The 24,994-nt window shown below is 64.8% G+C and carries 23 protein-coding genes, 2 tRNA genes and 1 other RNA gene; 12 read left to right on the plus strand and 14 right to left on the minus strand.

Annotated features, from left to right (window positions below):
* Positions 1-55 precede the first annotated feature (55 nt).
* The 3 genes from V9L17_RS18115 (at position 56) to V9L17_RS18125 (ending at position 2,793) form a co-directional block, all read left to right on the plus strand.
* Positions 56-1,972 carry a fibronectin type III domain-containing protein gene (locus V9L17_RS18115; protein WP_337352382.1) on the plus strand — a complete coding sequence of 639 codons (1,917 nt, stop codon included), beginning with the start codon at positions 56-58 and terminating at the stop codon, positions 1,970-1,972.
* A gap of 53 nt (positions 1,973-2,025) precedes the next feature.
* A complete protein-coding gene (locus V9L17_RS18120; RefSeq protein ID WP_337352383.1) occupies positions 2,026-2,646 on the plus strand; it encodes a hypothetical protein in 621 nt (206 codons plus the stop codon).
* 74 nt (positions 2,647-2,720) lie between these two features.
* Positions 2,721-2,793: transfer RNA gene (locus V9L17_RS18125), tRNA-Arg, on the plus strand.
* A 55-nt stretch (positions 2,794-2,848) separates the two neighbouring features.
* Here the strand turns inward: V9L17_RS18125 and V9L17_RS18130 are convergent.
* The 4 genes from V9L17_RS18130 to V9L17_RS18145 all read right to left on the minus strand — a co-directional run bounded on the left by V9L17_RS18130 (position 2,849) and on the right by V9L17_RS18145 (position 6,938).
* Positions 2,849-3,691: a tyrosine-type recombinase/integrase gene (locus V9L17_RS18130; RefSeq protein WP_337352384.1), complete on the minus strand. Its 843-nt coding sequence runs from the start codon at positions 3,689-3,691 to the stop codon at positions 2,849-2,851.
* A 762-nt stretch (positions 3,692-4,453) separates the two neighbouring features.
* Positions 4,454-4,789, minus strand: a complete 336-nt coding sequence (locus tag V9L17_RS18135; RefSeq protein ID WP_337352385.1) for a tudor domain-containing protein — start codon at positions 4,787-4,789, stop codon at positions 4,454-4,456.
* Complete coding sequence (locus tag V9L17_RS18140) at positions 4,786-5,151, minus strand: hypothetical protein (RefSeq protein WP_337352386.1); 366 nt, start codon at positions 5,149-5,151, stop codon at positions 4,786-4,788. The genes V9L17_RS18135 and V9L17_RS18140 overlap by 4 nt, the downstream gene beginning before the upstream one ends.
* A gap of 497 nt (positions 5,152-5,648) precedes the next feature.
* On the minus strand, positions 5,649-6,938 hold the full coding sequence (locus tag V9L17_RS18145) for an ROK family protein (protein ID WP_337352387.1): 1,290 nt from the start codon (positions 6,936-6,938) through the stop codon (positions 5,649-5,651).
* A 132-nt stretch (positions 6,939-7,070) separates the two neighbouring features.
* On the opposite strand from V9L17_RS18145, the gene xylA reads away from it, so the two are divergent.
* Together xylA and V9L17_RS18155 are read left to right on the plus strand one after the other, a co-directional pair.
* Positions 7,071-8,258: a xylose isomerase gene (gene xylA, locus V9L17_RS18150; protein WP_337352388.1), complete on the plus strand. Its 1,188-nt coding sequence runs from the start codon at positions 7,071-7,073 to the stop codon at positions 8,256-8,258.
* A gap of 77 nt (positions 8,259-8,335) precedes the next feature.
* Positions 8,336-9,757, plus strand: coding sequence for a xylulokinase (locus V9L17_RS18155; RefSeq protein ID WP_337352389.1), 1,422 nt, complete (start codon positions 8,336-8,338; stop codon positions 9,755-9,757).
* A 131-nt stretch (positions 9,758-9,888) separates the two neighbouring features.
* Here the strand turns inward: V9L17_RS18155 and V9L17_RS18160 are convergent, their stop codons facing one another.
* From V9L17_RS18160 to V9L17_RS18170, 3 genes are read right to left on the minus strand one after another with little or no spacing between them, the layout of a single operon-like run.
* Positions 9,889-10,728, minus strand: a complete 840-nt coding sequence (locus V9L17_RS18160) for a sugar phosphate isomerase/epimerase family protein (RefSeq protein ID WP_337352390.1) — start codon at positions 10,726-10,728, stop codon at positions 9,889-9,891.
* Positions 10,725-11,939 (minus strand): dihydrodipicolinate synthase family protein, encoded by a 1,215-nt coding sequence (locus V9L17_RS18165; protein ID WP_337352391.1) that lies wholly within the window; start codon positions 11,937-11,939, stop codon positions 10,725-10,727. Before V9L17_RS18165 ends, V9L17_RS18160 begins: the two co-directional genes overlap by 4 nt.
* The gene (locus tag V9L17_RS18170; RefSeq protein ID WP_337352392.1) at positions 11,939-13,108 is read right to left on the minus strand and encodes a Gfo/Idh/MocA family protein; all 1,170 of its coding nucleotides are present in this window, start codon (positions 13,106-13,108) and stop codon (positions 11,939-11,941) included. The genes V9L17_RS18165 and V9L17_RS18170 overlap by 1 nt, the downstream gene beginning before the upstream one ends.
* 189 nt (positions 13,109-13,297) lie before the next feature.
* Between V9L17_RS18170 and V9L17_RS18175 the strand changes: the two genes are divergently transcribed.
* A complete protein-coding gene (locus V9L17_RS18175) occupies positions 13,298-14,401 on the plus strand; it encodes a LacI family DNA-binding transcriptional regulator (protein ID WP_337352393.1) in 1,104 nt (367 codons plus the stop codon).
* A gap of 1 nt (position 14,402) precedes the next feature.
* Positions 14,403-15,149 (plus strand): alpha/beta hydrolase, encoded by a 747-nt coding sequence (locus V9L17_RS18180; RefSeq protein WP_337352394.1) that lies wholly within the window; start codon positions 14,403-14,405, stop codon positions 15,147-15,149.
* Here V9L17_RS18180 and V9L17_RS18185 read toward each other — a convergent pair.
* Complete coding sequence (locus V9L17_RS18185; RefSeq protein ID WP_337352395.1) at positions 15,125-15,919, minus strand: sugar phosphate isomerase/epimerase family protein; 795 nt, start codon at positions 15,917-15,919, stop codon at positions 15,125-15,127. The genes V9L17_RS18180 and V9L17_RS18185 overlap by 25 nt on opposite strands.
* 132 nt (positions 15,920-16,051) lie before the next feature.
* Here V9L17_RS18185 and V9L17_RS18190 point away from each other — a divergent pair, with 132 nt between their 5' ends.
* Positions 16,052-16,696 (plus strand): GNAT family N-acetyltransferase, encoded by a 645-nt coding sequence (locus tag V9L17_RS18190; RefSeq protein WP_337352396.1) that lies wholly within the window; start codon positions 16,052-16,054, stop codon positions 16,694-16,696.
* Here the strand turns inward: V9L17_RS18190 and V9L17_RS18195 are convergent.
* Complete coding sequence (locus V9L17_RS18195) at positions 16,689-17,591, minus strand: aldose 1-epimerase family protein (RefSeq protein WP_337352397.1); 903 nt, start codon at positions 17,589-17,591, stop codon at positions 16,689-16,691. The two genes, V9L17_RS18190 and V9L17_RS18195, sit on opposite strands and share 8 nt — an antisense overlap.
* Positions 17,592-17,704: 113 nt before the next feature.
* Between V9L17_RS18195 and V9L17_RS18200 the strand changes: the two genes are divergently transcribed.
* Positions 17,705-18,400, plus strand: coding sequence for a DNA alkylation repair protein (locus V9L17_RS18200; protein ID WP_337352398.1), 696 nt, complete (start codon positions 17,705-17,707; stop codon positions 18,398-18,400).
* Here the strand turns inward: V9L17_RS18200 and mptB are convergent.
* Positions 18,383-19,936, minus strand: a complete 1,554-nt coding sequence (mptB, locus tag V9L17_RS18205; protein WP_337352399.1) for a polyprenol phosphomannose-dependent alpha 1,6 mannosyltransferase MptB — start codon at positions 19,934-19,936, stop codon at positions 18,383-18,385. The genes V9L17_RS18200 and mptB overlap by 18 nt on opposite strands.
* A gap of 154 nt (positions 19,937-20,090) precedes the next feature.
* On the opposite strand from mptB, the gene orn reads away from it, so the two are divergent.
* The 3 genes from orn to def all read left to right on the plus strand — a co-directional run bounded on the left by orn (position 20,091) and on the right by def (position 21,649).
* A complete protein-coding gene (gene orn, locus V9L17_RS18210; protein ID WP_337352400.1) occupies positions 20,091-20,741 on the plus strand; it encodes an oligoribonuclease in 651 nt (216 codons plus the stop codon).
* Between the two features lie 130 nt (positions 20,742-20,871).
* Positions 20,872-20,944: transfer RNA gene (locus V9L17_RS18215), tRNA-His, on the plus strand.
* A gap of 132 nt (positions 20,945-21,076) precedes the next feature.
* On the plus strand, positions 21,077-21,649 hold the full coding sequence (gene def / locus V9L17_RS18220) for a peptide deformylase (RefSeq protein WP_337349016.1): 573 nt from the start codon (positions 21,077-21,079) through the stop codon (positions 21,647-21,649).
* A gap of 14 nt (positions 21,650-21,663) precedes the next feature.
* On the opposite strand, the gene V9L17_RS18225 is transcribed toward def, so the two are convergent.
* From V9L17_RS18225 to rnpB, 4 genes are all read right to left on the minus strand, one after another.
* Complete coding sequence (locus tag V9L17_RS18225; RefSeq protein ID WP_337352401.1) at positions 21,664-22,461, minus strand: HNH endonuclease family protein; 798 nt, start codon at positions 22,459-22,461, stop codon at positions 21,664-21,666.
* A gap of 114 nt (positions 22,462-22,575) precedes the next feature.
* Positions 22,576-22,779 (minus strand): hypothetical protein, encoded by a 204-nt coding sequence (locus tag V9L17_RS18230; protein WP_337352402.1) that lies wholly within the window; start codon positions 22,777-22,779, stop codon positions 22,576-22,578.
* A 70-nt stretch (positions 22,780-22,849) separates the two neighbouring features.
* Complete coding sequence (locus V9L17_RS18235; protein ID WP_337349013.1) at positions 22,850-24,328, minus strand: glyceraldehyde-3-phosphate dehydrogenase; 1,479 nt, start codon at positions 24,326-24,328, stop codon at positions 22,850-22,852.
* A 256-nt stretch (positions 24,329-24,584) separates the two neighbouring features.
* Positions 24,585-24,976, minus strand: an RNA gene (gene rnpB / locus V9L17_RS18240) — RNase P RNA component class A.
* Positions 24,977-24,994 lie beyond the last annotated feature (18 nt).

The following is a 24,994-nucleotide window of genomic DNA, read 5'->3' on the forward strand; positions in this document are numbered from 1 at the left end:
CAAATATGTTTAATGCCGGAATTAAAGGTACCCTCAGCTCGATTCATTCGAGCATATGGGGGAAACTTTGGCGCACTATCGGCGCGCCGCCAAACACCGGGCGGCAAAATCGCAGGACACACAGCCGGTAGGCGGACCAAACCGCCGCAACCTTTTGAGAGTAGGGACGGCAGCCGCGGCAAGCGCCGGGGCTGCCGCCCTTTTCATCTCTCCGGAGAAGGCGGAAGCAACTGAACAGAGCCCGCCGGACCCGATGGCACGGATGCCTTGGGACATCGTCCTGTGTCTGGGCCAGTCCAACCAGACCCGCACGGACTACACCGCCACGTACTACACCGAATCAGATGACCGCGTCCTCGAATGGGACGCCGTCGCTGGGGTCGCAGGCGTCACGGCCAGCGGCCAGCCCGACTACCTGCCGTGGTCGTTCTCCCGGGCCTACGCACGAGAACACCTCGCTTATGGCAGAAGGGTCGTATACCTCCCGCTGGGGAAGGGCGAGACCGGCTTTAGCTCCACGTCCCTCACCGGCCAAGCAGGCTACACCACGGTAGCGAACGGCACATGGGACCGGAACCTGACCGCCGACCCCAAGAACCTCGCGCTCAACGCACTCGCCCAGGCACAGGCCGCCCTAGCTGCGGCGCCCGCAGAGTCCCGGTTCGTCGCTATCCTCTGGTCCCAAGGCGAGCAGGACCGAGGCAAAGCCCGCGACAACGGGGCTTCCTGGTACGCGACTCGCGTCGATGACCTGTTCACGTGGCTCCGGACATCACTCGCCGTCCCCAACCTCCCCATCCTGGTCAGCTCCATGACACCCGAAACCATTGCCGACACGATCCTTGCCGGGAACGTCAACGCCGCGCTCCTCGATACGCCCCGGAGGATCAAGTTCTCCGCGTACATCTACGGGCCCGAGAACATGAGCAAGTACAACGAGCCCATCCACTGGGCCACACACGGGCACACCCGGCGAGGGCAGATGTTCTCTGCTGCCCTGAACCGGGCAAGGCTAAACAACACCGGCGTCGGGCCAACGCCGCCCCTCAACCTCCAGGTTGAGCGGACCATGAAGAGCGTCTCGATTTCGTGGGAGCCACCCATCGGGCGGGCAACCAACTACGTGATCGCAATGTCCACGGACAGCGGCACCACGTGGCAGACCGTCGCGCGCGCCAACCCGATCGATACCAAGGCCTTCGCCGAGGCAGCATCCGACGCCCCCGTCTGGGTCAGGGCGGCCACGGTGAACGAGATCGGCACCTCCAGCTGGTCCACGACAAAGCAGGTGGGCGGCTTCGTCGTCACTGCACCTGCCCCCGATCCGGGCCCGTCTGACGGCATCCACTCTGTGGGCGTCAGCGAGTACACCAATCGCTGGCTTTCCAAGCAGCAGACCGGCGGCGCCGGAACGGCCCTGGCGGCCATCACGCCGCACACCGGGACCGTCTCTCTGGTCCAAGCCAACGCCGCCAAGCGACCCACCATCGCCATGGACGGAACGACGCCGGTTATCCGGTTCGACGGCGTGGACGATGACGTGAGCGCGAGCGGACTCGCCACCACCAAGACGATCACTCTGGTGTGCAAGGTGACGGCGCCTGTCGGGAAGAACACCGGCATATTGAGCACCGGCGCGAACTTCGTCCGGCGGACCAACGAGGCAACGCCTCGGCTCGGTACGCAGGTCAGCACCAACCCGGGCCAGTACTGGCCCTACCCGCAGCCCGAGCTCTACCACGTCATCACGATCATTGCCGACGGCACGACCGGCGCACTGTCCATCGACGGCGGCTACAAGCCACTCAACGGCGCCACAGCCAACACGCAGATCCTGCTCGGCAGGTACGGCACAACCAACTTCGGACAGATCGACGTACTCGAAGTGGTGTCCTGGGACCGCGCCCTGACCGAATCCGAATGCGGCATCGTCAGCGCTTCGCTGAAGGCGGGTTACCCAGGCCTCACATAGGGGCCTGACTGATTGTCCTAGCAATCCGCCGCACACGGAACTATTGTCTCTGCATGGACGATAGCCAGCTTGACATCTACTACAGGGAAATCAAGCGACAAGCAAACATCGCTGAATACTTGGTAGGGCTGCACCAAGAGGCAGCTCGGTCTGGCAGGATCACTGAGGTCTTCGCGACTGCACAGGGAATCCTTGCCGCGGCGGTGGCAGTGTCCAGAACGTTGTGGCCTGACCCGCCAATTCGGCGCAAGGGAATGAATCCCGTCGCGTACGCGGAACTGGAGAAGTTCACCAACGATCGCGGCGAACAACTGAGGCACGCGCTCGTTGCAGATGATTTCGCCTTCTTGAAGGAACGTAAAGTGCGCAATTCATTGGAACACTTCGATGCTCGACTTGATGAGCACCTGCTCGCCAGGCAACCCATCATTGATAGCAACATTGGAATGCCGGAGTTCATTCAGACGCCGTATAACGTGCTGCGCTTGTTTGACGATGTCCGGCTGGAGCTTTCCGTCCTGGGAGAGAAAGTTTCGATTCCTCAGCTCTGCAGGGCTATGAACGAACTGGCCAATCGCATCTTCACCCTGGAGACGGTTCATGCCGAGAGCTACGACGCAGCGGCAGCCCAGGCAGAAGTGGCAGACCCATCGCCCGTCGCGACAGGTGACTGATTAGCTGGCTTTTTCGCAAGCTGCGGTCAAGATTCGGGCATGGTCGTGCTTAGGTCTAAACTGGACAATGCCCAGCCCCAGTAGCTCAGGGGATAGAGCAGAAGCCTTCTAATCTTCGGGTCGGGGGTTCGATTCCCTCCTGGGGCACAAGCGAAAAGGGCCGGTCATCATCATGATGACCGGCCCTTTTGTCGTTCCCTGGTTAGGCAGCGAGGGGCAGTGCGCGGCGCCGGCCGGATCGCTCGGGCATGTTGAGGACGGGCAGCAGGTCGAAGCCGTGGCGGATGCCTTCGGGCCGGAGAAGCAAGTACTTCGTGGTGGTGTCCATGTTCGAGTGACGCATGGACCGCTGGACAATGAAGTCACTGACGCCGGCCTCGTGCATTTCGGTGGCCAGGGAGGCGCGGAGGTCGTGCGGCCGGTGCTTCAACCCGATCCGCTTGATCGCTTCGCCGATCAGGCCCGACACCGAGTTGCCCATGATGTGTCCTTCGCCGGCGGCGTGGAGCTTGTTCGCTGTCCGGTTCGGGAACCAGTATCCGGTCCTGGGCATCTGGTGGAACAGCGGCCAGACAGCGGCCGGGACGGGCAGCGTGGCCTCTTTGCGGCCCTTGCCGATGGTCTTGATAGTCCGGGCCTCCCAGTTGATGTCATCGCCGTTCACGGCGGCGATCTCCGACACCCGTAACCCGAGGTAATAATGAAGTGCGACCATGACCCTGGTCTTCCGGTAGATCCCGGATTGAAGCAGCTGGTTGATCTCGTCCACGGTGAACGGGTTCGGCTCGCGCTTCCTGGTGGCCACCCTCGGCAAACGGTATGCCGGATTGTCCAGGCGAAGGCCTTCGTCTTGCATCCAGGCGAAGAACGTATGGAGCCCGGATCTTCTATGAACACGGGTGCTGTTGGACCAGTTCTGTATGGCGGTCCAGTGGATCAGGTCACGGCGGGTGACGGTCTCCAGGCTATCGACATCGCGGGCCAGCTGGCGGATGAAGATCAGGCGCTCGCGGATGGTTTTATCCGTGAGGTCTGCTGCTTTCATGCAAGCCGTCCAGTATTTCAGCGTGTCGTCCGTGTTCATTTGTTGCCCCCTGGTTTATGGTGTTTTTCGCTATTCGTTTTACCTTGATTTAGGCCTGATTTCTCAGGCATATTCTGGAAGGTTCCTTACCTTTTGGCCCTGCTTTGCAGGGCCTTTTTCTTTGCCGATACCGCAGAGGGAAGGAGGGGCGAGGAGGGCAGGGGCCTGCCTTGTCGGAACCAAGATAAAAAATCTGGGTTCGTTCAAGGCAAGCTGTGGTGACACCGCGTCGGTCAGTCGGTCGTCGTCGGTTGGCTGCTGGGAAGCAGCTAGCAAGGCCCAGGGCATTACTCCTGGGCAGTGGCGGCATGTGCGCACGGATCTGGTGATACACCCTTAGTGGTGGTCTCACGGTCGGTCTTGGCACTCCTTCGCATGTGCGGCCTTCGGCTCGCTTTATGGACCCTGCCCGTGCGCTCGAAAAGGAACTGGCTCTGACCCAGTAAGCAGCCCGTGAATGAAGGCTTAGCGTGTTTTGAGGCGCGACAAAAGCACCAGGCGGGGTAGCCGTACCGCCTCGGTATGAGGGCGTCACGGGCTATGGACTGGTGCTGGGGGCAGTGGTTAGACTGGTGCAGCGATCAGGGTCCGTAGCCGGGGACTGATTGCATGGCCGGCGGATGTTAGAGCATCCAGCCGGCCTCTACTTTTAACTTCTGGTATGGGCCTGATGTCGCAGTTGTACGTACAGGCGGAGCAGCTCGGCGAGGCGTTCCTCGCGGGTCACGCCGGGGCCTTGAGGCTCGTGTCTGCTGCAGTCGGACGCAGCTCGTGATGATCGCGCCAGGCTTGCTCGCCGTCCTCGTACTCCACGGTCCACTCGTCCACGCCGACACGTTCAACGATGACGGCTTGGTCCCAGCCTGCCCCGTCTCGGCGTAGGACTTCTACAGCACTCTCCTCGGGGAATGGGTTGTGACCACCCAAGTACTCGGAGATGGTCTCTTCCAGCGGGGTTTGTCCGCCCTCGGGGGCGGCGTTGACCCACTGTTCCAATGCGTCGGTTGCAGCCCAGCCGAGTGCAAGGCCGGCTACATGGTTAGCCTGGCCGGCGCTCATGATTCGCTGCTCCAGGGCTGATCCCAAGCGGGCGAGCCATACAGGCCCAGGTATTCGCTCAGGCCGATCTGGCGTTCCCGGCGGGCCCTCTCGTTGCGTACGGCGACGAGCCGAGCAACCCACTTGTCAAAGCCGTCAGCGCGGCGTTCCTCGGGGGTCCGTGCTCGCCACGACGGGGCATCCAGTACCCCGTAGAGGACGGTCAGGTTGGCGATGTGGGCTGTGAGGCCGTTGTCGTGCATTTCCAGTCCGGCCGGGCTCAGCGTGGTTAGGGAGCCGTCCCAGGCGGGCGCTCCTGGGTGCCGGCCTGCGCTGTCGCGCTCTTGATTGTCGGCGGCGGGCCGCGTCATTGCGGCGCTCACGCGGCGATCTCCAGGGGTGCGTCTTCAACGTGCTGGGGGCGGCGGAACGGGAACGTCAAAACCTCTGCCGAAACGCCAACCTTATAATCCGCCGGTCGGGGGTTCGATTCCCTCCTGGGGCACTAAGAAAAGCGGTCCTGATCTGCGGTACTTCCCGCTGGTCAGGGCCGCTTGCTTTGTGCAGAGGGCCATCATGAACGCCGGAATCCCAAGGCCTGCAGCAGAACGGACAAATCCGAGCCAGGAGTCGGTCTGGTATCAATCGGAAGCGGAATTAAGCCGCGTCAGCCTCCCGGAGTACGGCGGAAGAAAATGGCGGGCACTTAGTGGAGTTGATACTGCTCGTAACCCAGCCAACGCTCTTCGGGCTGTTCATGGTCGCCGTGATTTCCCTGTTCTGGTTCTTCATGCCGTCGAAACCATGGTTTCGACTAAGGAAGAAGCCCGACGAAAACTAAGCGGTCCCAGAATGACGGCCAGACCGGACAAACACTCGCCTAAGGAGCCTGATCCTGGAGCCGGTGTGGGGCCTCCACCAAGGAACGGACCACGCTGCCGGCAGCACCAAGCAGCGCTCCGGCCTGGCCCACGGCGGACAGGCTGATGTTCCCGGCCGGGACTTTTCCAGGGGCGTATCGAGCCAGGCTTTCCGCTAGTGCGGGCCTGATCCACTCGCCCAAGATAGCGAAGTGGCCGCCCAGGACCACCGACGGGATATCAAGCAGCCGGACCGTAGACGCGACTGCCACGCCCAGGTAATGACCTGCGCGCGAAACAGCTCCAAGTGCGTCCACGTCGCGGGCGGCGAGCGCCGTGAGCAACTGCGCCAGGCTCTCGGATCGGGCAGGACCATATCCGGCTGGACCAGCCGCCAGACCCGAAGCGGCCGGTCCGGGCGCCGTCTGCGTGGGAATTCCCGCGGCACCAAAGATCGCGTCCTGGCCCGCCACCGTTTCCAGGCAGCCCGTGCCACCGCACGAACACAGCGTTCCCTCTGGCTGGACGACAACGTGCCCCAACTCCCCAGCATGCCCGTGGGGTCCAGTGAACAGTTCGGAGCCGATCACCAGCCCGCCGCCCACGCCCACTTCGCCGGAGACAAACAGGAAGTCCGCGTCGCCGGCTGGCCGGTAGCGCAGCTCGGCAAGGGCTGCGGCGTTGGCCTCGTTGAAGAGCGTGGTGCCCAGCGGCACGTCCGGCAACACCACAGCCAAATCCAGGGTCGCGGCATTCCACCCAAGGTTTGGAGCCGTGATGACCGTTCCGGCTTTGGCATCAACGAGCCCCGGGACGGCCAGGCCGCCGCCGAGGACGCGGACCCCTTGGGCTTCCGCCGTGTCCCGCAGCCCGGCCGCCAGGTCCGCCAAGGCCGCGGACACCGAATCGGGCGTGACACGGCGATTGTCCTGCTCGCGCGTTTCCTGGAGCAACAGGTTTCCCGCCAGGTCCGTCACTCCCGCGGAAATGTAGTCGACATTGATTTCCATGCCCATCACGCCTCTGGCGGGGTTAAGCTCCAGACCGACGCCCGGGCGTCCGCGCTCCCCTTGCGGATTCAGCCCGATTTCCCTAACGATGCCGGCGTCCAGGAGGTCCAGCACCAAGCTCGAGACGGAGGCCTTGGTGAGGCCCGTGGCGGCGGCAATCTGGGCCCGGGTCAGGTGCGTGCCCGCCCCCGACAGGGCTATGCGCCCCAGCACCAGGGCCAGGTTGCCGCGGCGGACGTCACCCATGCTTCCCGGTGTTCCGGCCTCCGGGGTGCCGGCAGCCGGCGCTGAACTGGCCATGCGGCCTCCTTCTCGAAGTTCATGCCCTTGGGCAGCCTCATCCTATTGACCTTAGCTCATCCCCGCCTATATAGTTCAAGCGATAAACTAACTCTCGGGTTCCACGGTTCCCCCCAAATGCAAGGACGCATCATGACTCTCACGCCCACACCCGGCGACAAGTTCACCTTCGGCCTCTGGACCGTCGGCTGGACCGGAGCAGACCCTTTCGGCGTCGCCACCAGGAAGCCCCTGGACCCCGTGGAAGCGGTCCGCAAACTCAGCGAACTCGGTGCCTATGGCATCACGTTCCACGACAACGACCTCGTCCCGTTCGATGCCACGGCCTCCGAGCGCGAACTGATCCTCAAGAACTTCAGGGCTGCCCTGGCCGAGACCGGCCTCAAGACCCCCATGGTGACCACCAACCTGTTCAGCCACCCGGTGTTCAAGGACGGCGGCTTCACCTCCAATGACCGCTCCGTCCGCCGATTCGCCCTCAGCAAGGTCCTGCAGAACATCGACCTCGCAGCCGAGCTGGGCGCCGAAACGTTCGTTATGTGGGGCGGGCGCGAAGGCAGCGAATACGACGGTTCAAAGGACCTGTCCGCCGCGTTGGACCGCATGAAGGAAGGCGTAGACACCGCCGCCGCCTACATCAAGGACAAGGGCTATGGCCTGCGGATCGCCCTGGAGCCCAAGCCCAACGAGCCCCGCGGCGACATCTTCCTGCCCACCGTGGGCCACGGGCTGGCCTTCATCGCCCAGCTCGAGCACGGCGACATCGTGGGCCTCAACCCCGAGACCGGACACGAGCAGATGGCAGGCCTAAACTTCACCCACGGCATCGCCCAGGCCCTCTGGGCCGGCAAGCTCTTCCACATCGACCTCAACGGCCAGCGCGGCATCAAGTACGACCAGGACCTCGTCTTCGGTCATGGCGACCTCACCAGCGCGTTCTTCACCGTGGATCTGCTCGAGAACGGCTTCCCCAACGGCGGCCCCAAGTACGACGGACCGCGCCACTTTGACTACAAGCCGTCCCGGACCGATGGTTACGACGGCGTTTGGGAGTCCGCGAAGTCCAACATGTCCATGTACCTCCTGCTCAAGGAACGCGCGCTCGCCTTCCGTGCAGACCCTGAAGTCCAGGAGGCCCTCAAAGCCTCCGGTGTATTCGAGCTCGGCGAACCGACCCTCGCCGCCGGTGAGACCACCGCGGACCTGCTCGCTGATGCGTCCGCTTTCGCGGAATTCGACGCCGACGCCGCCGCCGAGCGCTCCTTCGCCTTCGTGCGGCTCAACCAGCTGGCCATCGAGCACCTGCTCAACGCTCGCTAAGCCGCAGGCACCCCACCACCACGGCGCCGCCGGATCAGGACATGATCCGGCGGTGCCGGCGCATCAGAAGGAACCCCATGGCCCTCGTTGCCGGAATCGACAGCTCCACCCAGTCCTGCAAAGTAGTGATCCGCGACGCGGACACCGGCGAGCTGGTGCGCCAGGGCCGCGCCAGCCACCCCGACGGAACCGAAGTCCACCCCGACCATTGGTGGAACGCCCTGCAGGCTGCAATCACCCAGGCAGGCGGGCTCGCCGACGTCAGCGCCATCTCTGTCGGCGGACAGCAGCACGGCATGGTTTGCCTCGACAGTGCCGGTTCGGTCATCAGGCCGGCACTGCTGTGGAACGACACCAGGAGTGCTCCCGCCGCCCTCGAAATGATCCGGGAGGCCGGCGACGGCGACTCCGCAGCGGGTGCCCGCTACTGGTCCCGCGCCACGGGAACTGTACCGGTTGCCTCCCTTACCGTCACCAAGCTGCGGTGGCTTGCAGAGAACGAGCCGGCGAACGCCGAACGGGTTGCCGCCGTATGCCTGCCGCACGACTGGCTCTCCTGGCGCCTGGCTGGCTTTGGTCCCGGCAGCGGCGAAGCGGGCCTGGCCGCACTCCGCACCGACCGCTCAGACGCTTCGGGCACGGGCTACTACTCCGCCTCCTCCGGCGAGTACCTTCCCGACGCCCTCGAAAAGTCCCTTGGCCGCGTCCCGCACCTTCCCGCCGTCGTTGGTCCGTTGGACATCGCAGGGAAAACTCCGGAAGGGGCGCTCATCGGACCGGGTGCCGGGGACAACGCCGCCGCCGCGCTGGGCGTCGGAGCGGGCGTGGGCGACGTCGTGCTTTCACTTGGCACGTCCGGGACCGTGTTCGCCGTGTCAACGACGCCGGCTGCCGATGCATCGGGGCTTGTTGCAGGATTTGCGGACGCCACGGGCAACTATCTGCCGCTTGCCTGCACGCTCAACGCAACCCGGGTCTTCGACGCCACTGCCGCGCTGCTCGATGTCAGCCTCGAGGAGTTCAACGAGCTTGCCCTGTCGGCTCCCGCAGGGGCCGGCGGCCTGACCCTGGTCCCCTATTTCGACGGCGAGCGGACACCCAACCTGCCGGAGGCGGCAGGATCACTGCACGGCATCACCCGGACGAATTACACCCCCGCGAACCTGGCGCGCGCCGCCGTCGAAGGCGTGGTCTGTTCCCTCGCCGACGGCCTGGCGGCCCTCCGGTCGCAAGGGGTGGACGCTCAGCGTGTCATCCTGGTGGGCGGCGGTGCGCAGTCGCCTGCTGTGCAACTGGCGGCCAGCCAGCTGCTTGGCCTTCCTGGCTTTGTTCCGACCCCCGGCGAGTACGTGGCCGACGGCGCCGCGCGCCAGGCAGCCGCCGTGCTGGCCGGGGCCTTCCCTGAGTGGACGCTCAGCGGTGTGGAACTGCCGGCAGAACCGTCCGACGGCGGCGTGCTGGCCAGGTACCGCAGGCACGCCGCCGCCTACTTGGGCTGAACCCGCGGCAGATCCCGGGATTCGAAGCGGGGCAAAAGCGAAGGACCTGCACCGTGACGGCGGTGCAGGTCCTTCGCAGTGGGGCGCAGGCGCCTGCCGTGACGTAGCAGGCGCCCGCGGTCTGGATCAGGTCAGGCGTACGGCAACACGAGTTCCGCGTAGCGTGCCTTGATGGTCTCCAGGACGGCGTCGCCGTCAGCGTCCCAGATGTCCTGATTAAAGATTTCAACCTCGATGTCGCCCGTGTATCCGGCGTCCCGGACCCAGGTGCCAATGGTGGCGAAGTCGATCACGCCGTCGCCCATGAAGCCCCGGGACAGCAATGGATCCGCCGCAATGGGCATGTTGAAGTCGCACACCTGGTAGGAAGCGATGCGGTCCTCCCGGCCTGCGCGTGCAATCTGTGCCTTAAGTTCCGGGTCCCACCAGACGTGGAACGTGTCGACGGCGACGCCCACATCCTTGGTGTCAAACGGCGCCGCGAGGTCAAGGGCCTGCCCCAGTGTGGAGATCAGCGCACGGTCCGCGGCGTACATCGGATGCAGGGGTTCGAGCACCAGCCGGATGCCGTTCTCGGAGGCGAACGGGACAAGATCGGCAAGGCGGTCTGCCACGCGCTGGCGGGCAGCCACCACGTCTTTCTCCCCCGGCGCCAGTCCGCCGACCACCAGGAAGAGTTCCCGGGTGTCCAGCGCTACTGCCTCGAGGATCGCCGCGCGGTTGTCCGCCAGCGCGGCAGCCTGGCCGTCGGCGTCGGCAGCGGTCAGGAAGCCGCCTCGGCAGAGCGAGGAGACCCGGAGGCCGGCGTCCTTGATCAGCTTTGCGGCCTTGTCCAGCCCTGCTTCTTCCACGCGGTCACGCCAGGGCCCGATCGCGGGGATTCCGGCGCGGACGCAGCCCTCCACAGCCTCGGCCAGCGTCCATTTCTTGGTGGTGGCGCTGTTCAATGACAGGCGTGAGAAGTCGCTCATACTCCCACCCCGTTGATGCGCAGGTAGTCGGACATCCGGAAGGCGGCGAGGGCCGGGTCCTTCAGCAGCCCGGCTTGATCCGCCAGCTCGAAGGTTTTGGCAAGGTGCACCACGGAACGGCCGGAGTGCAGGCCGCCCACCATCTGGAAGCCTGGCTGCTTGCCGTTGAGCCAGGACATGAACGCGATCCCGGTCTTGTAGTAGAACGTGGGGGCGCTGAAGATGTGCTTGCCAAGTTCGCGGGTGGAGTCGAGGATGGCCCGCGCTTCCGCAGCGTTGCCGGCGTCGTAGTGCTGCAGCGCAACGGAAGCCGCCGGGTAGATTGCCGCGAATATGCCCAGCAGGGCGTCCGAGTGGTGTGTGCCGTCGCCGTCGATCAGTTCCGGGTAGTTGAAGTCGTCGCCGGTGTACAGGCGGACGCCTTCGGGCAGGACCGCGCGGAGGGCAACTTCGTGGCTTGCGTCCAGCAGGGACACCTTGACGCCGTCCACCTTGTCGGCGTTGTCGCGTATCAGCGACAGGAACGTCTCGGTAGCCTGGGCGACGTCGTCCGAGCCCCAGTAGCCGGCCAAGGCGGGATCGAACATGGTTCCGAGCCAGTGCAGGATGACAGGCTGGTCCACTTCCTGGAGCAGGGTGGAGTACACCTTCAGGTAGTCTTCCGGACCGGCGGCAACGCGGGCCAATGCCCGGGAGGCCATCAGGATGACCTTGGGTCCGGCTTCACTGACGACGGCGATCTGCTCGCGGTAAGCCTCGAGGACGGCTGCGAGTCCAGCCTCGCCCGTGGGCAGGGTGGCGATGTCCAGCTGGTCAGTGCCAGCGCCGCAGGAGACGAGGTCCCGCACGGTTTTGCCAGCGGTCGCGGCGTTGCCGGCAGAGACCACCGAGGCGGCCTCCACACCCGTGCGCTTGATGAGCTGCTGGGTGGCGGCCCAGTCAAGGCCCATGCCGCGCTGCGCGGTGTCCATGGCATCGGCAACGCCCAGGCCATAGGACCAGAGTTCGTGCCGGTACGCCATGGTGGCGTCCCAGTCCAGGCGTGCCGGGGCGCCCGGTGTGTTGTCTGCCAGGACCTCTGGAATCACGTGCGCCGCTGCGTAGGCGCGGCGGGCTGTGAGCGGGGCGGCGGGGCGGGCCCAGGATGCACCGCCCTGGAGGCGGTACTCCCGGGTTCCGCCGTCGTTTGAGGGAAGGATCAGGGAGGTCATCAGAGCGTGATCTCCGGGATGTCGATGGTGCGGCGTTCGTCGTTGGACTGCAGGCCCAGCTCGGCGAGCTGCACGCCGCGGGCGGCGGAGAGCAGGCCGAAGCGGTGATCGCGGCCGGCGACGACGTCGCGGAGGAATTCTTCCCACTGCAGTTTGAAGCCGTTATCCAAGTCGGCGTTGGCGGGAACTTCCTGCCACTGGTCGCGGAAGGATTCCGTGACGGGCAGGTCCGGGTTCCAGACCGGCTTGGGGGTGTGGGCGCGTTGCTGGGCAACACACTTGTTCAAACCGGCAACCGCGGAGCCGTGTGTGCCGTCAACCTGGAATTCGACCAGTTCGTCACGGTAGACACGAACGGCCCACGAGGAGTTGATCTGGCCGATGACTTCGTCGCCGCCCGGGGTTTCGAGTTCGAAGATGCCGTAGGAGGCGTCGTCCGCGGTGGCCTTGTATTCCTTCCCTGCCTCGTCCCAGCGGGCCGGGATGTGCGTGGCGGTCTTGGCGTTGACACTCTTGACCTTGCCAATGATGCCTTCGAGGACGTAGTTCCAGTGGCAGAACATGTCCGTGGTCATTCCACCGCCGTCTTCCTTGCGGTAGTTCCACGACGGGCGCTGGGCAGCCTGCACGTCACCCTCGAAGACCCAGTAACCGAATTCGCCACGGATGGACAGGATGCGGCCGAAGAAGCCTTCGTCCACCAGGCGGCGCAGCTTGACGAGGCCGGGCAGGTACAGCTTGTCATGCACGACGCCGGCGGTGACCCCGGCTTCCTTGCCGATGCGCGCCAGTTCGATGGCCTCCTCGAGGGTCTCTGCCGTGGGCTTCTCGGTGAAGATGTGCTTGCCGGCCAGCATGGCTTTCTTCAGGGTGGCCGCGCGGAGGCTGGTCATGGAAGCGTCGAAGATGATGTCCACGGTGGGGTCGTTGATCACGGAATCGAGGTCCGTGGTCCACTCCGCCACTTTGTGCAGTTCCGCGAGTTCGCGGATCTTGGCTTCGTTGCGGCCTACCAGGATCGGTTCGATCTGGACTTTAGTGCCGTCCTCCAGCGTGAAGCCTCCCGCGTCACGGATGGGGAGGATGGAACGCAGCAGATGCTGGCGGTAACCCATCCGGCCGGTGATGCCGTTCATGGCGATACGGATCGTCTTTGTTTCGAAGCCCATGTGTCCTCCACGGTGAGTGAGCAGTGTTACTCAAGCTGTTTGGGAAAGCGCATTCCCACTGCCACTATTCTGCACCCCCCGACACGGAATTGGCAAGCGCTTTCCGGCAAGTGCCTAAAACTGCCATAATGTGCTCAACGCCATTGGCGACTGAGTCCCGCGCGAAATACCGTCTGAAAAGGAGATCCCGTGGCTGCAAGTACCCTCACCGAGGTGGCCCGGCTGGCCGGGGTCTCGCCTGCTACGGCCTCCCGAGTGCTCAACGGTTCGGCCCGGAAACCGGGGCAGGACATCGCCGACCGCGTGCGGCAGGCGGCGGACTCCCTTGGCTACATTCCCAACGCCCAAGCCCAGGGCCTGGCCAAGTCAAGCTCCGGCCTCATCGGACTGATCGTGCACGACATCGCGGACCCCTATTTTGCCGCGATCGCCCGGGGCGTCCAGGAAGCCGCCCGGGAGCAGGGCCGCATGGTCCTGCTCGCCACTACTGCCGGCGCACCCGCGGACGAAAAAGAGGCAGTCGCCGCCTTCGCCGCGCGCCGGGCCGATTCAATCGTGATCGCCGGTTCCCGCTCCTCCCGCGCCGAGGACACCAAAGGCAACGCCGATCTGGCCGCGGAGCTGGACAGGTATTGCCGCAACGGCGGCCAAGTGGCAGTGGTGGGCCACCCGGTAGTAGGGGCCGAGGTGACGGAGGGCTACCACGTGGTGGAAGTGCCCAACGAGGAGCTCGCCGCCAGCCTTGCCTCCGAGCTGGCCGCCGCCCGGCAGGACGACCACTTCGTGATCATCGGCGGCCCGGAAGGACTCTTCACCTCCGATGACCGGATCCGCGGCTTCCAGAAGGGCCTTGCCGACGCAGGCAGGCCTCCGGCGGAGATTCTGCGCAGTTCCTTTAACAGGGCCGGCGGGTACGAAGCCGGGATCACCTTGGCCGAACGGATCAAGGCTGCTGGCCGGGACAGCCAAGGGGGCGAAGGGAACGCGAACCAGGGTCCGGCCAGGGGGCTGTGCATCTTCGCCGTCAACGACGTCATGGCAATTGGGGCTGCCGCCGCCCTCCGCAGCAAGGGCCTGCGCGTCCCCCGCGACGCCACCATCGCCGGCTTCGACGACATCGAGACGCTGCGCGACTTCCGTCCGGCCTTGTCCACCGTGCACCTTCCGCTTGAGGACATCGGCAGGATCGCCACACGCAGCGCCGCCGGCTCCGCCGCAGCCGAAGACGCCGCAGAACCGTCTCCGGTGACCGGACGCGTGACGCTTCGCCGCAGCACCGAGATGGCCTCCTGAGGTGGCGACCGCCTCCCTCACTGCTGTCCCCGCTCGCACCGACGGGCCGCGCCCTGCCGTCCTTGTCCTTCCAGGCGGAGGTTACGGCCATCAGGCTGACCATGAGGCTGAGCCGGTTGCCGAGTGGCTTGCCTCGCTGGGGATCCACGCCTATGTGCTCCGTTACCGGGTTGCACCGCACCGCCACCCGGCACCCCTCGAGGATGCCAAAGCTGCGCTGCTGCAGATCCGCGCCGGAGGCATGGGCCAGGCCGCGGACGGCACCCGGGTGGGCGTCCTCGGCTTCTCCGCTGGCGGCCACCTGGCGGCCACGCTGTCAACAGCGGTGGCTACCGGCGATGCAGCGCTCGACCTCCAGGCCGCCGTCCCGGACCTGACAGTGCTGTGCTATCCCGTGGTGTCCTACATGGACGAAGTGCATCAGGGGTGCGTGGACAATTTGCTCGGGTCGTCGCCGTCGGAAGCGCTGCTCCGGGAGGTTTCCGCCGATCTCCACGTCACTGCCACCACTCCCCCGGCATTTGTGTGGCACACGGCCGACGACGCGGCGGTGCCGGTCCATCACAGCCTCGCCTACACCGGGTCATTGGTCCGCGCCGGCGTGCCGGCCGAACTGCACGTGTTTCCGCATGGGCGGCACGGCCTCGGACTCGCTCCCGAGGATCCGGGACCGGCTCAGTGGACCTCGCTGTGCGCGGCGTGGCTGACGCGGATGGGATGGACTCAGTCCTCGCCCAGAGCGATGTGATTCAGGAAGTCCGCATCATGGCTGACGTTCTCCGCGAGGTCCTCCGCCACGAACTCAAGCATCATGTCCACTGGCCGGCCCGACTCACGCACGGCATCGGCCACTGACTGCCACAGCTGCTTGCGTCCGCTCAGGGGTAGCCGCTCCTGCAGCGGCCACCAGGAAAAGCAGTGCACGCCGGAAACAAACGGAAGCACCTTGCGCAGGCTCGCCAGGGCGGCCTGGTCGGAAAGTCCGACGGCGGGCTGCCAGTAGGTCCCCACGTTGTCCCGGCCAACGTCCCGGAGCAACTGGATGGTGGACTCGGGCGTGTCCGTGAGCGTGCCGCCGTGGTACTCGAAGGCAAGGTCCAGACCCTGGCTGCCGGCAATGTCCGCGATCCGCAGGGTGTCCCGGACAACTTCCGCCCGCAGACCGCCGTCGGATTCGGCCGAGCCGAGTTCGCCCGCCCAGATCCGGACTCTTGGCGCTCCCAGGCGAACGGCCAGTTCCACTGCGGCTTCAAAATCGGTGAAGCTGCCGGCACGGTAATAGGAGCCCAGGGACAGGATCTCCAAGCCTGCGGCCAGGGTAGCTTCCCGGGCCTCGTCTGCGGAGGCGCCATCGCGGATATGCACGTCCGTTCCCCACTCGATTCCGGCCAGGCCTGCCTCGGCCGCTATCCGGGCAACGTCTGCAATGCTCCTGTTCCGCAGCGTCACCGAACATAGGCCAGGGGTGAGCGCTGAACGGTTCCAGTCCGGCAGTTCCGTCTGCTGTCCAAGGGTCATTGGCATTCTTTCCGTTGCGGCGGCCCGATCAACTGCTGGGCCGGGGTGGGATTGCCTCCCAGCGTAGCGGGAATGCGTTTGCCACGTTAATCATTTCGTGGCAGGCCGCGTCGGGCGGACTACCCTGTAGGCATGGAAGACGAGCCGGTTCATGGCCTGACCACAGCACCTGCAGAATGGGCCGACGTCGAGAGCCTCTTCAGCCTGCCCGGTGAACCGTCGCGCTGCTGGTGCCGGTACTTCGCGCTCACCGGTCCCGAGTACTCCGCGCTGGAACCGGCCGCGCGCAAGGCGCAACTGCGGGAAAAGTTCGACGCCGGGTCCCCCGCCCCCGGTGTGCTCGCCTTCCGGGCAGGGCGGCCGGTGGGCTGGTGCGCGGTTGAACCGCGAACGTGTTACCCGCGGGTGCTCCGTTCCCGGGTCCTGCGGCTCGCAGATGCATCAGCACCGGCCGATGCCGGGGCCGACGCTGTGGCCACTGATCCCGCGCAACGCGACGTGTGGTCCGTGACCTGCTTTGTGGTCGTTCCCGGCCACCGCCGCAGCGGCGTGGCGGATGCCCTGCTGGGCGCCGCCGTCGACCACGCCCGGGTCCATGGTGCGGACGTGGTGGAAGGCTATCCGGTTGACCGCGGACTCAGGCCCAAGGCGTCGGCTGCCGACCTGTATCACGGCACATTGAACCTGTTCCTGCGCGCAGGGTTCCAGGCGGTCAGCTCCGCCGTTCCGGGGCGGGCCGTGGTGCGCCTGGACCTTCGCGGAGGCCCGGCTAACTGAGCGCCCTGATGGTCCAGCCGGCCTCGTGGGACTCCCCGGGCGCCAGGTGCACCAGGTCCGTCCCTGAATTGAACGCGTCCGGCGGGCAGGTCATGGGCTCCACGGCAAGGCCCAGTCTGTCCTTGCCGCTGGGCTTGTCCGCAGTGTGGACCTGAACCCAGGGCCAGGTTCCGTCCCACTCCAGCTCAACACCGGTTCCCGCCGGATCAAGGACGCGGACAGCTGCGAGGCCATGTTCCCCGCGGATGATCCCTGTGAAGGCGTGGTCGATCTTGATGGTGCCCAGAGGGCGGGGGGTGCGGAAATCGAACTCATGGCCCTCAACCGGATGGATGCCTTCGGGCAGCAGCCGGTCAGCAGACACAGCCAGGAACTCCCGGGCGGGAAGCTCCATGGTCCAGTGGTCCAGCGGCGAGGGGCCGGCCACGAGGTAGGGGTGGGGACACACTCCGTAGGGCGCGGTTTGGGTGCCGGTGTTCCGCGTCCGGACCATGGAATTGAGGCCGTCATCAGAGAGCCGGTAGGTGACGCAGACTTCAAGGCCGGACGGATACGCGGCACTGGCCTGGACGTTGCCGGCGAGCGTGATGGCATCCGTCGAGTGCTCCAGCACGTCCCAGTCCACTCCGGTCAGCAGGCCGTGGAGTGCCGTACCGCGCTCCGGTTCATTGATGTCTGCCCGGAAGGAGCGGTCACCGTAGCTGTAGGTGCCATCGGCGAGGCGGTTGGGCCAGGGGGCGCAAATAACGCCGCGGTAGTCGGGAATCCCGCCGTCGGGCCCAAAGGTAACCACCAGGTGCCGTCCCTGGTACTGAAGTTCACGCAGCGCGCCGCCGCGGGCCGTGACGATGGCCGAGTAGGACCCGAAGGCGATGCTGTGTTCCGTACCCGACATGATGGATCCTCTGCGTTCCAGCTGGTTGTTAGCGCTAACTAGCCTATTGTATCCAGGTTCGTTCTCGCCTCCTGTTACGTCACAGTGAGGATCCGGCTCGCTAAAGTTGCAGGATGGTGAACCGAGAGGTGCTGGCCACTATCCGTGCGACCCTGGAAGAACAGGCCGACGCCGAACGCGGGGCGGGCGCGCAGGCCTACATGAAATCGTCCATCCCATCGCTGGGCGTCAGGGTGCCGGAGGTCAGGCGCCTGACAAAGGCCGCAGCCGCTGCCCACCCGTTCGAATCCCCCGAGCAACTGCGGGCGACGGTGCTTGAGCTCTGGCGCGACGCCAAGGTGCGGGAGGAACGCTACGCGGCCATAGACCTCACCGGTGTGAAGATGGCAGCCAAGGACCTGGCGATGCTCCCGGTGTATGAGGAAATCATCCGGACCGGCGCCTGGTGGGACTTTGTGGACGGCGTGTCGGACCGGATCTGCGCCCTGCTCCAAGCACACCGGCCGGCCATGACTGAGGTTTTGCTTGGCTGGAGCCGGGACGAAGACCTCTGGATCAGGCGGGCCTCCATCACCGTCCAGCTCAAAGCCAAGGCCCACACTGACCGCAGGCTACTCAGGAACGTCATTGAAGCCAATCTCGCGGATCGCGAGTTCTTCATCCGCAAGGCCATTGGCTGGGCACTGCGCGAGTTTGGCAAAAGCGATCCGGAATGGGTCCGGACTTTCGTCGCCGAGCACGGCGAACACCTTAGCCCGCTGTCCCGCCGGGAAGCGCTCAGGAACCTCCCGTCAGATGACGGGGCGTGAGGTGACCGGCTGGTCCGACTTGCTGAAGAGCTGTTTGGTGCGAGGGTCCAGGAAAATCAGGTAGAGCGCGAACATCAGGGCGATAACGGCGGCAGCATTGCGCGCCAGGGCGAGCGCCAGGCCAAGGTCCTCCGTCTGCAGGTACGGAAAGACTTCCAGCTGGTCCGAGATCGCATAGACCATAAAGAAGGACACGATGAAGTAGAGGGCCTTGACCTGCCAGTCGTCCCGGATGCCTGTAACTGCGAACAACGGGATCAGCCAGACCACATACCAGGACTGGATCATGGGGGCCAGCAGGACGATGGCGGCAAATGCCAACGTGAGCCGGCGCATGAGGCGGTCGTGGTCTCCCTTGAAGATCTGCCAGGCGACGATGCCCACGGCCAGCAGCTTCCCGGCGTCGTACACCCATTTGGCGAGCCCCCAGCCGTCGAGGCTGAACGCGTTGGCGATGGAAGCGACCACCAGGCCCATCAGCCCGATCGGCGCGTACCAGATCCAAATGCTGCCGGGAGCCGAGAGGCCATTAATCCAGCCAAAACCGAAGCCGTTGACCCTGCTCATGGCAAAAAGAATCCCCACGCTCAGGCCGGCCGTGAGTGCCCAGTACAGGAATTTCCGCGGCCAGCTGGCGTCCTTGCCGGCCCAGAGCAGGCCGATGAAGGGCAGGAAGACGATGGTGATCGGCTTGACCGAGATGGACAGCGTGACCAGCACGATGCCCAGCACCACGCGCCGGGTGGCGCAGTAGTACAGGCCAGCTAGGGCCAGCCCGATCATCAGGGCGTCGTTGTGCACGCTGGCAATGAAGTTGGTGAGGAACAGTGGATTGGCTGCGGTGAGCCAGAGGGCCCGGTGCGGGTTGACACCATGGAGGTCCGCCAGCTTGGGCACGTAGATGATGCACAGCACGATGCCCACCAGAGCAGCCAGCCGGAACAGCATCACGCTGGCCTCCGGGTGCACGTTGGTGGACCAGACCACAAACTGCTCAATCCACAGGAACAGCTGGCCATATGGAACCGGGGCCTCGGTCCACATCTTGTCGGCGCCGAGCTGGAAATAGTTGGACAGAGCGGAAATGCCGTTTTCGTAGGGATTGAAGCCTTCCACCATCAGCCTGCCCTGGCCGATGTAGGCGTACACATCCCGGCTGAACAACGGCACTGTGAACATCATCGGCAAGCCCCAAAGCACCACCGCCTGAAGGGTGGCTTTGCGCGCCGCCAGGCCCCAGATCCGGACGCGTTGGCCCAGCCTGAGCCAGGCGCGGACCAGGAGCATGCCGCCGACGGCCAGGAGGATGATGGACAGCGCAACACCGATGGCCTCGGTCCGCATCCAGATGAAGAGCGGCATCCGCCGCAACTCCGAGACGGGCGCAAGCCAACCGACTCCCAGGGAACCGACCATCATCAACACCGAACCGATAAAGCCGGCGATCAGCGGAGACCGTGCGTTGTCGACCTCGGCCTCTGGCAGCTTGAGGATCGTGGCGGCCTTCTCCCCCGCTGCAGGCACAGGCCCCGTCATCTCAGGATTGTCCAATCTGTTGCATTCCACGCTTCCGCCCTGCGGGCCTCACCGGGCCGGCCGGGGCATAGTACAACGACGGAAAATTCACCGCCGCGTTTCCGAAATCCTAGCATCGGACGGCCCGGACAGAGCTAAACGGTAGGCTTGTCAAGTGCCTATATCTAATGAACGCATCGTCTGGATCGACTGCGAAATGACCGGCCTGGACATCAAGAACGACGCCCTGATCGAGGTGGCGGCCTTGGTGACGGACTCGGAACTGAACATCCTGGGCGACGGAGTGGACGTGGTGATCAAGCCGGAGGATTCCGCGCTGGCCCAGATGAATGATTTCGTCCGCGACATGCATACGCGCTCGGGGCTGCTGACGGAACTGCCGCACGGCAAGACCATGGCCGAGGCCGAGGCCGCCGTCATGGAATACATCGAAAAGTGGGTCCCGGACCCCCGTAAGGCGCCGTTGGGCGGCAACTCGGTGGGCACGGACCGTGTGTTCCTGTCCCGGGACATGCCCTCAGTGGTGGAACACCTGCACTACCGCGTGATCGATGTCAGCACCATCAAGGAGCTCTCACGCCGGTGGTTTGCGCGAGCCTATTTCCAATCCCCCGCCAAAAAGGGCGGCCACCGCGCCCTCGGTGACATCAAGGACTCCATCGACGAACTCCGTTACTACCGGGAAGCCGTGTTCGTCCCGGCGCCAGGCCCGGACAGCGCAACGGCCCAAGCCATCTCCAAACGCATCGCCGCCGGCGCGGAACCCACTGCCCCAGACGCAGACCCCGCGGTCCCAGGGACGTAATCTGCACCACGTTTGCTTCGAATTTTGGCCAAAAACGGGAAAAGTGGCAAAAGCACACGCGAACAGCAGGTAAGCTATTTGAGTTGCCTTTCCAGAGAGCCGGTCGCCCGGTAGACCTGCAAGGCACATGGTGGGCTTAGCTCAGTTGGCAGAGCGCCTGGTTGTGGTCCAGGAGGTCGCGGGTTCAACCCCCGTAGCTCACCCGCACAGGATGGTTCTAGCAGCCGTTCGAGAAGGAGGCCGCACCGGATATCCGGTGCGGCCTCCTTTGTTTTGCATCCTTGTTTCACGCACAACGGCCGGCATCGCGCCGCATCCCGAAGGACCCGTCTGACATGACAGTTATGCCAATCACCATTTGGGGGGAACCGGTGCTGCACCGCCGGGCTTCCGAGGTGGAAGTGTTCGACGACGAACTCAGGACCCTGATTGCGGACATGTTCGAAACCAACGACGCCGCAAACGGCGTCGGACTCGCGGCGCCGCAGGTCGGGGTCGGCAAGCGGATATTTGTCTACAAATACGCCAACGATGACGGCGCACCTCCCGCAGGCGTATTGGTCAATCCTGTCCTGACCCTGTCCAAAATCTCTGGCGCCCTTCCCGATCCCGATGAGGAAGAGGAAGGCTGCCTGTCTTTTCCGGGCGGACAGTACCCGTTGAAGCGTGCCGAGTGGGCCAGGGTGCGCGGCTTCGACGGCTATGGGCAGCCGGTTGAATTTGAGGCCACAGGGTGGTTCGCGCGGGTAATCCAGCACGAGTATGACCACCTGGACGGAAAACTCTACGTCAACCGGCTGATCGACCGCTATGCACGCAAGGCGATGAAGCAGGCCAAGAAGAGCGGTTGGGGCGTTCCGGGCCTAACCTGGATGCCCGGCGTCGACCCGGATCCTTTCGGACACTAGTCACGAGTCGGACGTCAGCCCGCAGTAACAGTCAGCTGCTGGGGGCAGCTGTCCAGGACCCTCTTCATGGCGTCCTTCTCCGGCTGCGTCACCCACAGCCCGTAGGCGGCCTTCACCGAGATCTGCCTTGCGACATAATGGCAGCGGAAGGCCTTGTTCTTGGGCAACCAGGTGGCGGCGTCACCTGCACTCTTCTGCTGGTTGGCTGGCCCGTCCGCGGCGATAAGGTTCAGGGGGTCGTTGGCCAGGCTCTGGCGCTGCTGCGGTGTCAGGCGCTGCGCGCCCTTTTGCCAGGCGTCGCCCAGGGCCACCACGTGATCGATCTGGACCGCCTTGCTGCTCTCCGAGCCTCGCCGGAAGTCCACGGGAAGTCCTGTGTAAGGTTCGTGGAAATGGCCGGCCGCCACTCGGCATGTGGAGCCTTCGGTGAACACCACGCCCGTGAGGTCACGGCGAAGGACGTCGTTGCGGGTGTCGCAGCCATTCCGGTCCAGGTCCTGCCACGCCTGCCCGAAGGCTTCGCGGTCATAGTTGTCGTTAGGTGCACGCCCCTTGACCGGCAGCCCGTCGAGGGCTTCACGGGCACTCCCCTGGGGCACAGCATGCACCGGGGCCACCGGTTTCATAAAGCCCGGATCGAAAACCGGCGCCTCCGTAGGTCCTGCAATGGCCGGTTCCGCCGCCGCGAACTGGCCGGCAGTGAAGAACCACACCACCGACGCTACGGCGGAAACGGCCAGGAGAATGACCAGGGCCCATGCCTGCCGTGAGCGGCGGCGTGCCCGTCGGTACGCAGACCAGCTGACGGTCACGGGCAGACTGCCCTTCCGGAAACGTAGTGCACCAGAAGAGCCTAGGACACTCCTCGGACAACGTGGCCGATATCCACAGTGTTGGGGAGGAGTGGGAAGCCGGAAGAGACTTTCTTATTGTTCCCGGGTCACCCTCCGGAGATCTTCGGCGGCAACCTGGAGCAGCTCTTCGAGTTGGCGCACGCGCTCTTCGCTGATATCTCCGGCCTTGTAGCCCGCCTGGGCCTCCTCCAGGAGGCGGATGGCCCGTTTGTGGTTGGCCTTGGCTACATCCAGGGCGTGTTCGAGCGTGGTCTCGTGGAGAGTTTCGTTATTCATGCCACCAGTGTGGTCCCGTTTCCCGGCTGATTCCAGAGAACCAGCCGGGAAATTGCCTCAGAGGAGGGAATCAGACGGCGATGGCCGCCAGTGCCGCGGCAGGTTCCTTGGCGGGAAACGACGGCGGGTTGACCCCTGCCATCTCTTCCATGACCCGGACCACCTGGCAGGAGTAGCCGAATTCGTTGTCGTACCAGACGTAGAGGATGACGTTCTTGTCGTTGGAGATCGTGGCCAGGCCGTCCACGATGCCCGCACGGCGGGAACCGACGAAGTCGGTGGACACAACCTCGGGGGAATCGATGTAGTCGATCTGCTTGCGCAGGTCCGAATGCAGGGACATCTGGCGCAGGTAGTTGTTCACCTCGTCCTTGGTGGTGCCGTTTTCAAGGCTCAGGTTCAGGATGGCGAGGGAGACATCGGGGGTGGGGACGCGGATGGAGCTGCCGGAAAGCTTGCCCTGAAGTTCGGGCAGCGCCTTCGCCACAGCAGTGGCCGCACCGGTTTCGGTGATGACCATGTTCAGCGCGGCGGAGCGGCCGCGGCGGTCGCCCTTGTGGAAGTTGTCGATCAGGTTCTGGTCGTTAGTGAAGGAGTGGACGGTTTCCACGTGGCCGTGGATCACGCCGAACTTGTCGTTGATGGCCTTCAGGACCGGGGTGATGGCGTTAGTGGTGCAGGACGCCGCGGAGACGATCTGGTCAGTATCCTCGATGCTGCCGTGATTAATGCCGTGCACGATGTTCTTGAGCGCGCCCTTGCCCGGCGCGGTGAGGAGAACACGCGAAGCACCCTTGCTCTGAAGGTGCTGTGACAGGCCTTCGGCGTCGCGCCAGCGCCCCGTGTTGTCCACCACCAAGGCGTCGTGGATGCCGTAGGACGTGTAATCGATCGTCGCGGGGTTGTCCGAGTAGATGACCTGGACCTGGACACCGTTCGCGGTGATGGTGTTGGCTTCCTCGTCCACGCGGATGGTGCCTTCAAAGGAACCATGGACCGAATCGCGGCGCAGCAGGCTGGCGCGCTTGGAGAGATCCTTGTCCGATCCACGGCGCACCACGATGGCGCGCAGGCGAAGGCCATGGCCGCCACCAGCCTTTTCGATCAGGAGGCGGGCCAGGAGCCGGCCAATCCGGCCGAAGCCATAGAGCACAACGTCAGTGCTGGTGCGGTCGTCGGCGCCGCGTTTGCCCACTACCTCGGCCAGTTCGGCGCGGAGGAACTCTTCCAGCGTGGCGCCGTCGCCCTCGGCCTTGAACTTCTGGTTCAGGCGGGCAATGTCGATCGCGGCCGCGCCCAGTTCCAGGCCGGCGAGGGTGTTCAGCAGCGGGGCTGTTTCTTCCAGAAGCAGCTCATCCTTGCTCATACGGCGGGCGAACCGGTGCGCCTTAAGGATGTTCATGGTGGACTTGTTAATCAGGCTGCGGCCGTGGATGGAAGTCACCACGTTGTTTTCACGGTACAGCCGGCCGATCACCGGAATCATGGCCTCGGCGAGGGCCTCCCGGCCCATCCACGTATCAAGACAAGAATCTGACGTCTGGCTCACAGAACTACCTTCCTTGGGTCAACCACATACGTCCTCGTACGCGGAGGGCGGCCGCCGGAGGTGTTCCGGGGCGCAAGCGTCGGCGGGGATTCGGTCCACCCCGGACACCTTGGAGAAGCGCAAAGAAAAACCACCGGCTGCGAACGCAGACCCGGTGGCAGAACTTCTACGTTCGCTCTCTATTCTAGGCGGGAGAGGCGCCCTGGACTGCCCCGTCCGGCGTGAAGTCACTCACATGACTTGAGCTGACGATGTGTGGATGGGTTGACCGATACGCCGGGTTCTGTGCTCCCGTGCCGTTACCAGCGCGGGAGTAGCGGCCATCCATCTACGGACGCCGTTGCCGACGCCCTCCAGCGGCCTACCCGGACACTCGGGCGGGCAGCCCTCAAACGTGTCCTGTCTGGCCTTGCTCCGGGTGGGGTTTACCTAGCCTTCCCGGTCACCCGGGAAGCTGGTGGTCTCTTACACCACCGTTTCACCCTTACCTGTTTCGTGCCGCTTTCAAACCGGCGCGACACAGGCGGTCTGTTCTCTGTGGCACTGGCCTGCGGGTTACCCCGAGTGGGCGTTACCCACCACCCTGCCCTGTGGAGCCCGGACGTTCCTCGAGCCACTTGCGTGACGCGCGGCCGCCTGGTCAACCCATCCGGCACCCAGTCTACC

It is taken from the genome of Pseudarthrobacter sp. CCNWLW207, assembly GCF_037203945.1.
In the GTDB taxonomy this organism is placed as follows: domain Bacteria; phylum Actinomycetota; class Actinomycetes; order Actinomycetales; family Micrococcaceae; genus Arthrobacter.

Excerpts from the sequence above, each read along its gene's own strand:
- V9L17_RS18145 (WP_337352387.1), bottom strand. The coding sequence starts at position 6,938 with ATGGCCAGTTCAGCGCCGGCTGCCGGCACCCCGGAGGCCGGAACACCG.
- V9L17_RS18195 (WP_337352397.1), bottom strand. The coding sequence starts at position 17,591 with ATGTCGGGTACGGAACACAGCATCGCCTTCGGGTCCTACTCGGCCATC.
- V9L17_RS18120 (WP_337352383.1), top strand. The coding sequence starts at position 2,026 with ATGGACGATAGCCAGCTTGACATCTACTACAGGGAAATCAAGCGACAA.
- V9L17_RS18185 (WP_337352395.1), bottom strand. The coding sequence starts at position 15,919 with ATGACCCTTGGACAGCAGACGGAACTGCCGGACTGGAACCGTTCAGCG.
- V9L17_RS18230 (WP_337352402.1), bottom strand. The coding sequence starts at position 22,779 with ATGAATAACGAAACTCTCCACGAGACCACGCTCGAACACGCCCTGGAT.
- xylA (WP_337352388.1), top strand. The coding sequence starts at position 7,071 with ATGACTCTCACGCCCACACCCGGCGACAAGTTCACCTTCGGCCTCTGG.
- V9L17_RS18200 (WP_337352398.1), top strand. The coding sequence starts at position 17,705 with ATGGTGAACCGAGAGGTGCTGGCCACTATCCGTGCGACCCTGGAAGAA.
- V9L17_RS18190 (WP_337352396.1), top strand. The coding sequence starts at position 16,052 with ATGGAAGACGAGCCGGTTCATGGCCTGACCACAGCACCTGCAGAATGG.
- V9L17_RS18115 (WP_337352382.1), top strand. The coding sequence starts at position 56 with ATGGGGGAAACTTTGGCGCACTATCGGCGCGCCGCCAAACACCGGGCG.
- V9L17_RS18130 (WP_337352384.1), bottom strand. The coding sequence starts at position 3,691 with ATGAAAGCAGCAGACCTCACGGATAAAACCATCCGCGAGCGCCTGATC.
- mptB (WP_337352399.1), bottom strand. The coding sequence starts at position 19,936 with ATGACGGGGCCTGTGCCTGCAGCGGGGGAGAAGGCCGCCACGATCCTC.
- V9L17_RS18155 (WP_337352389.1), top strand. The coding sequence starts at position 8,336 with ATGGCCCTCGTTGCCGGAATCGACAGCTCCACCCAGTCCTGCAAAGTA.
- V9L17_RS18160 (WP_337352390.1), bottom strand. The coding sequence starts at position 10,728 with ATGAGCGACTTCTCACGCCTGTCATTGAACAGCGCCACCACCAAGAAA.
- def (WP_337349016.1), top strand. The coding sequence starts at position 21,077 with ATGACAGTTATGCCAATCACCATTTGGGGGGAACCGGTGCTGCACCGC.
- V9L17_RS18170 (WP_337352392.1), bottom strand. The coding sequence starts at position 13,108 with ATGGGCTTCGAAACAAAGACGATCCGTATCGCCATGAACGGCATCACC.
- V9L17_RS18135 (WP_337352385.1), bottom strand. The coding sequence starts at position 4,789 with ATGAGCGCCGGCCAGGCTAACCATGTAGCCGGCCTTGCACTCGGCTGG.
- V9L17_RS18165 (WP_337352391.1), bottom strand. The coding sequence starts at position 11,939 with ATGACCTCCCTGATCCTTCCCTCAAACGACGGCGGAACCCGGGAGTAC.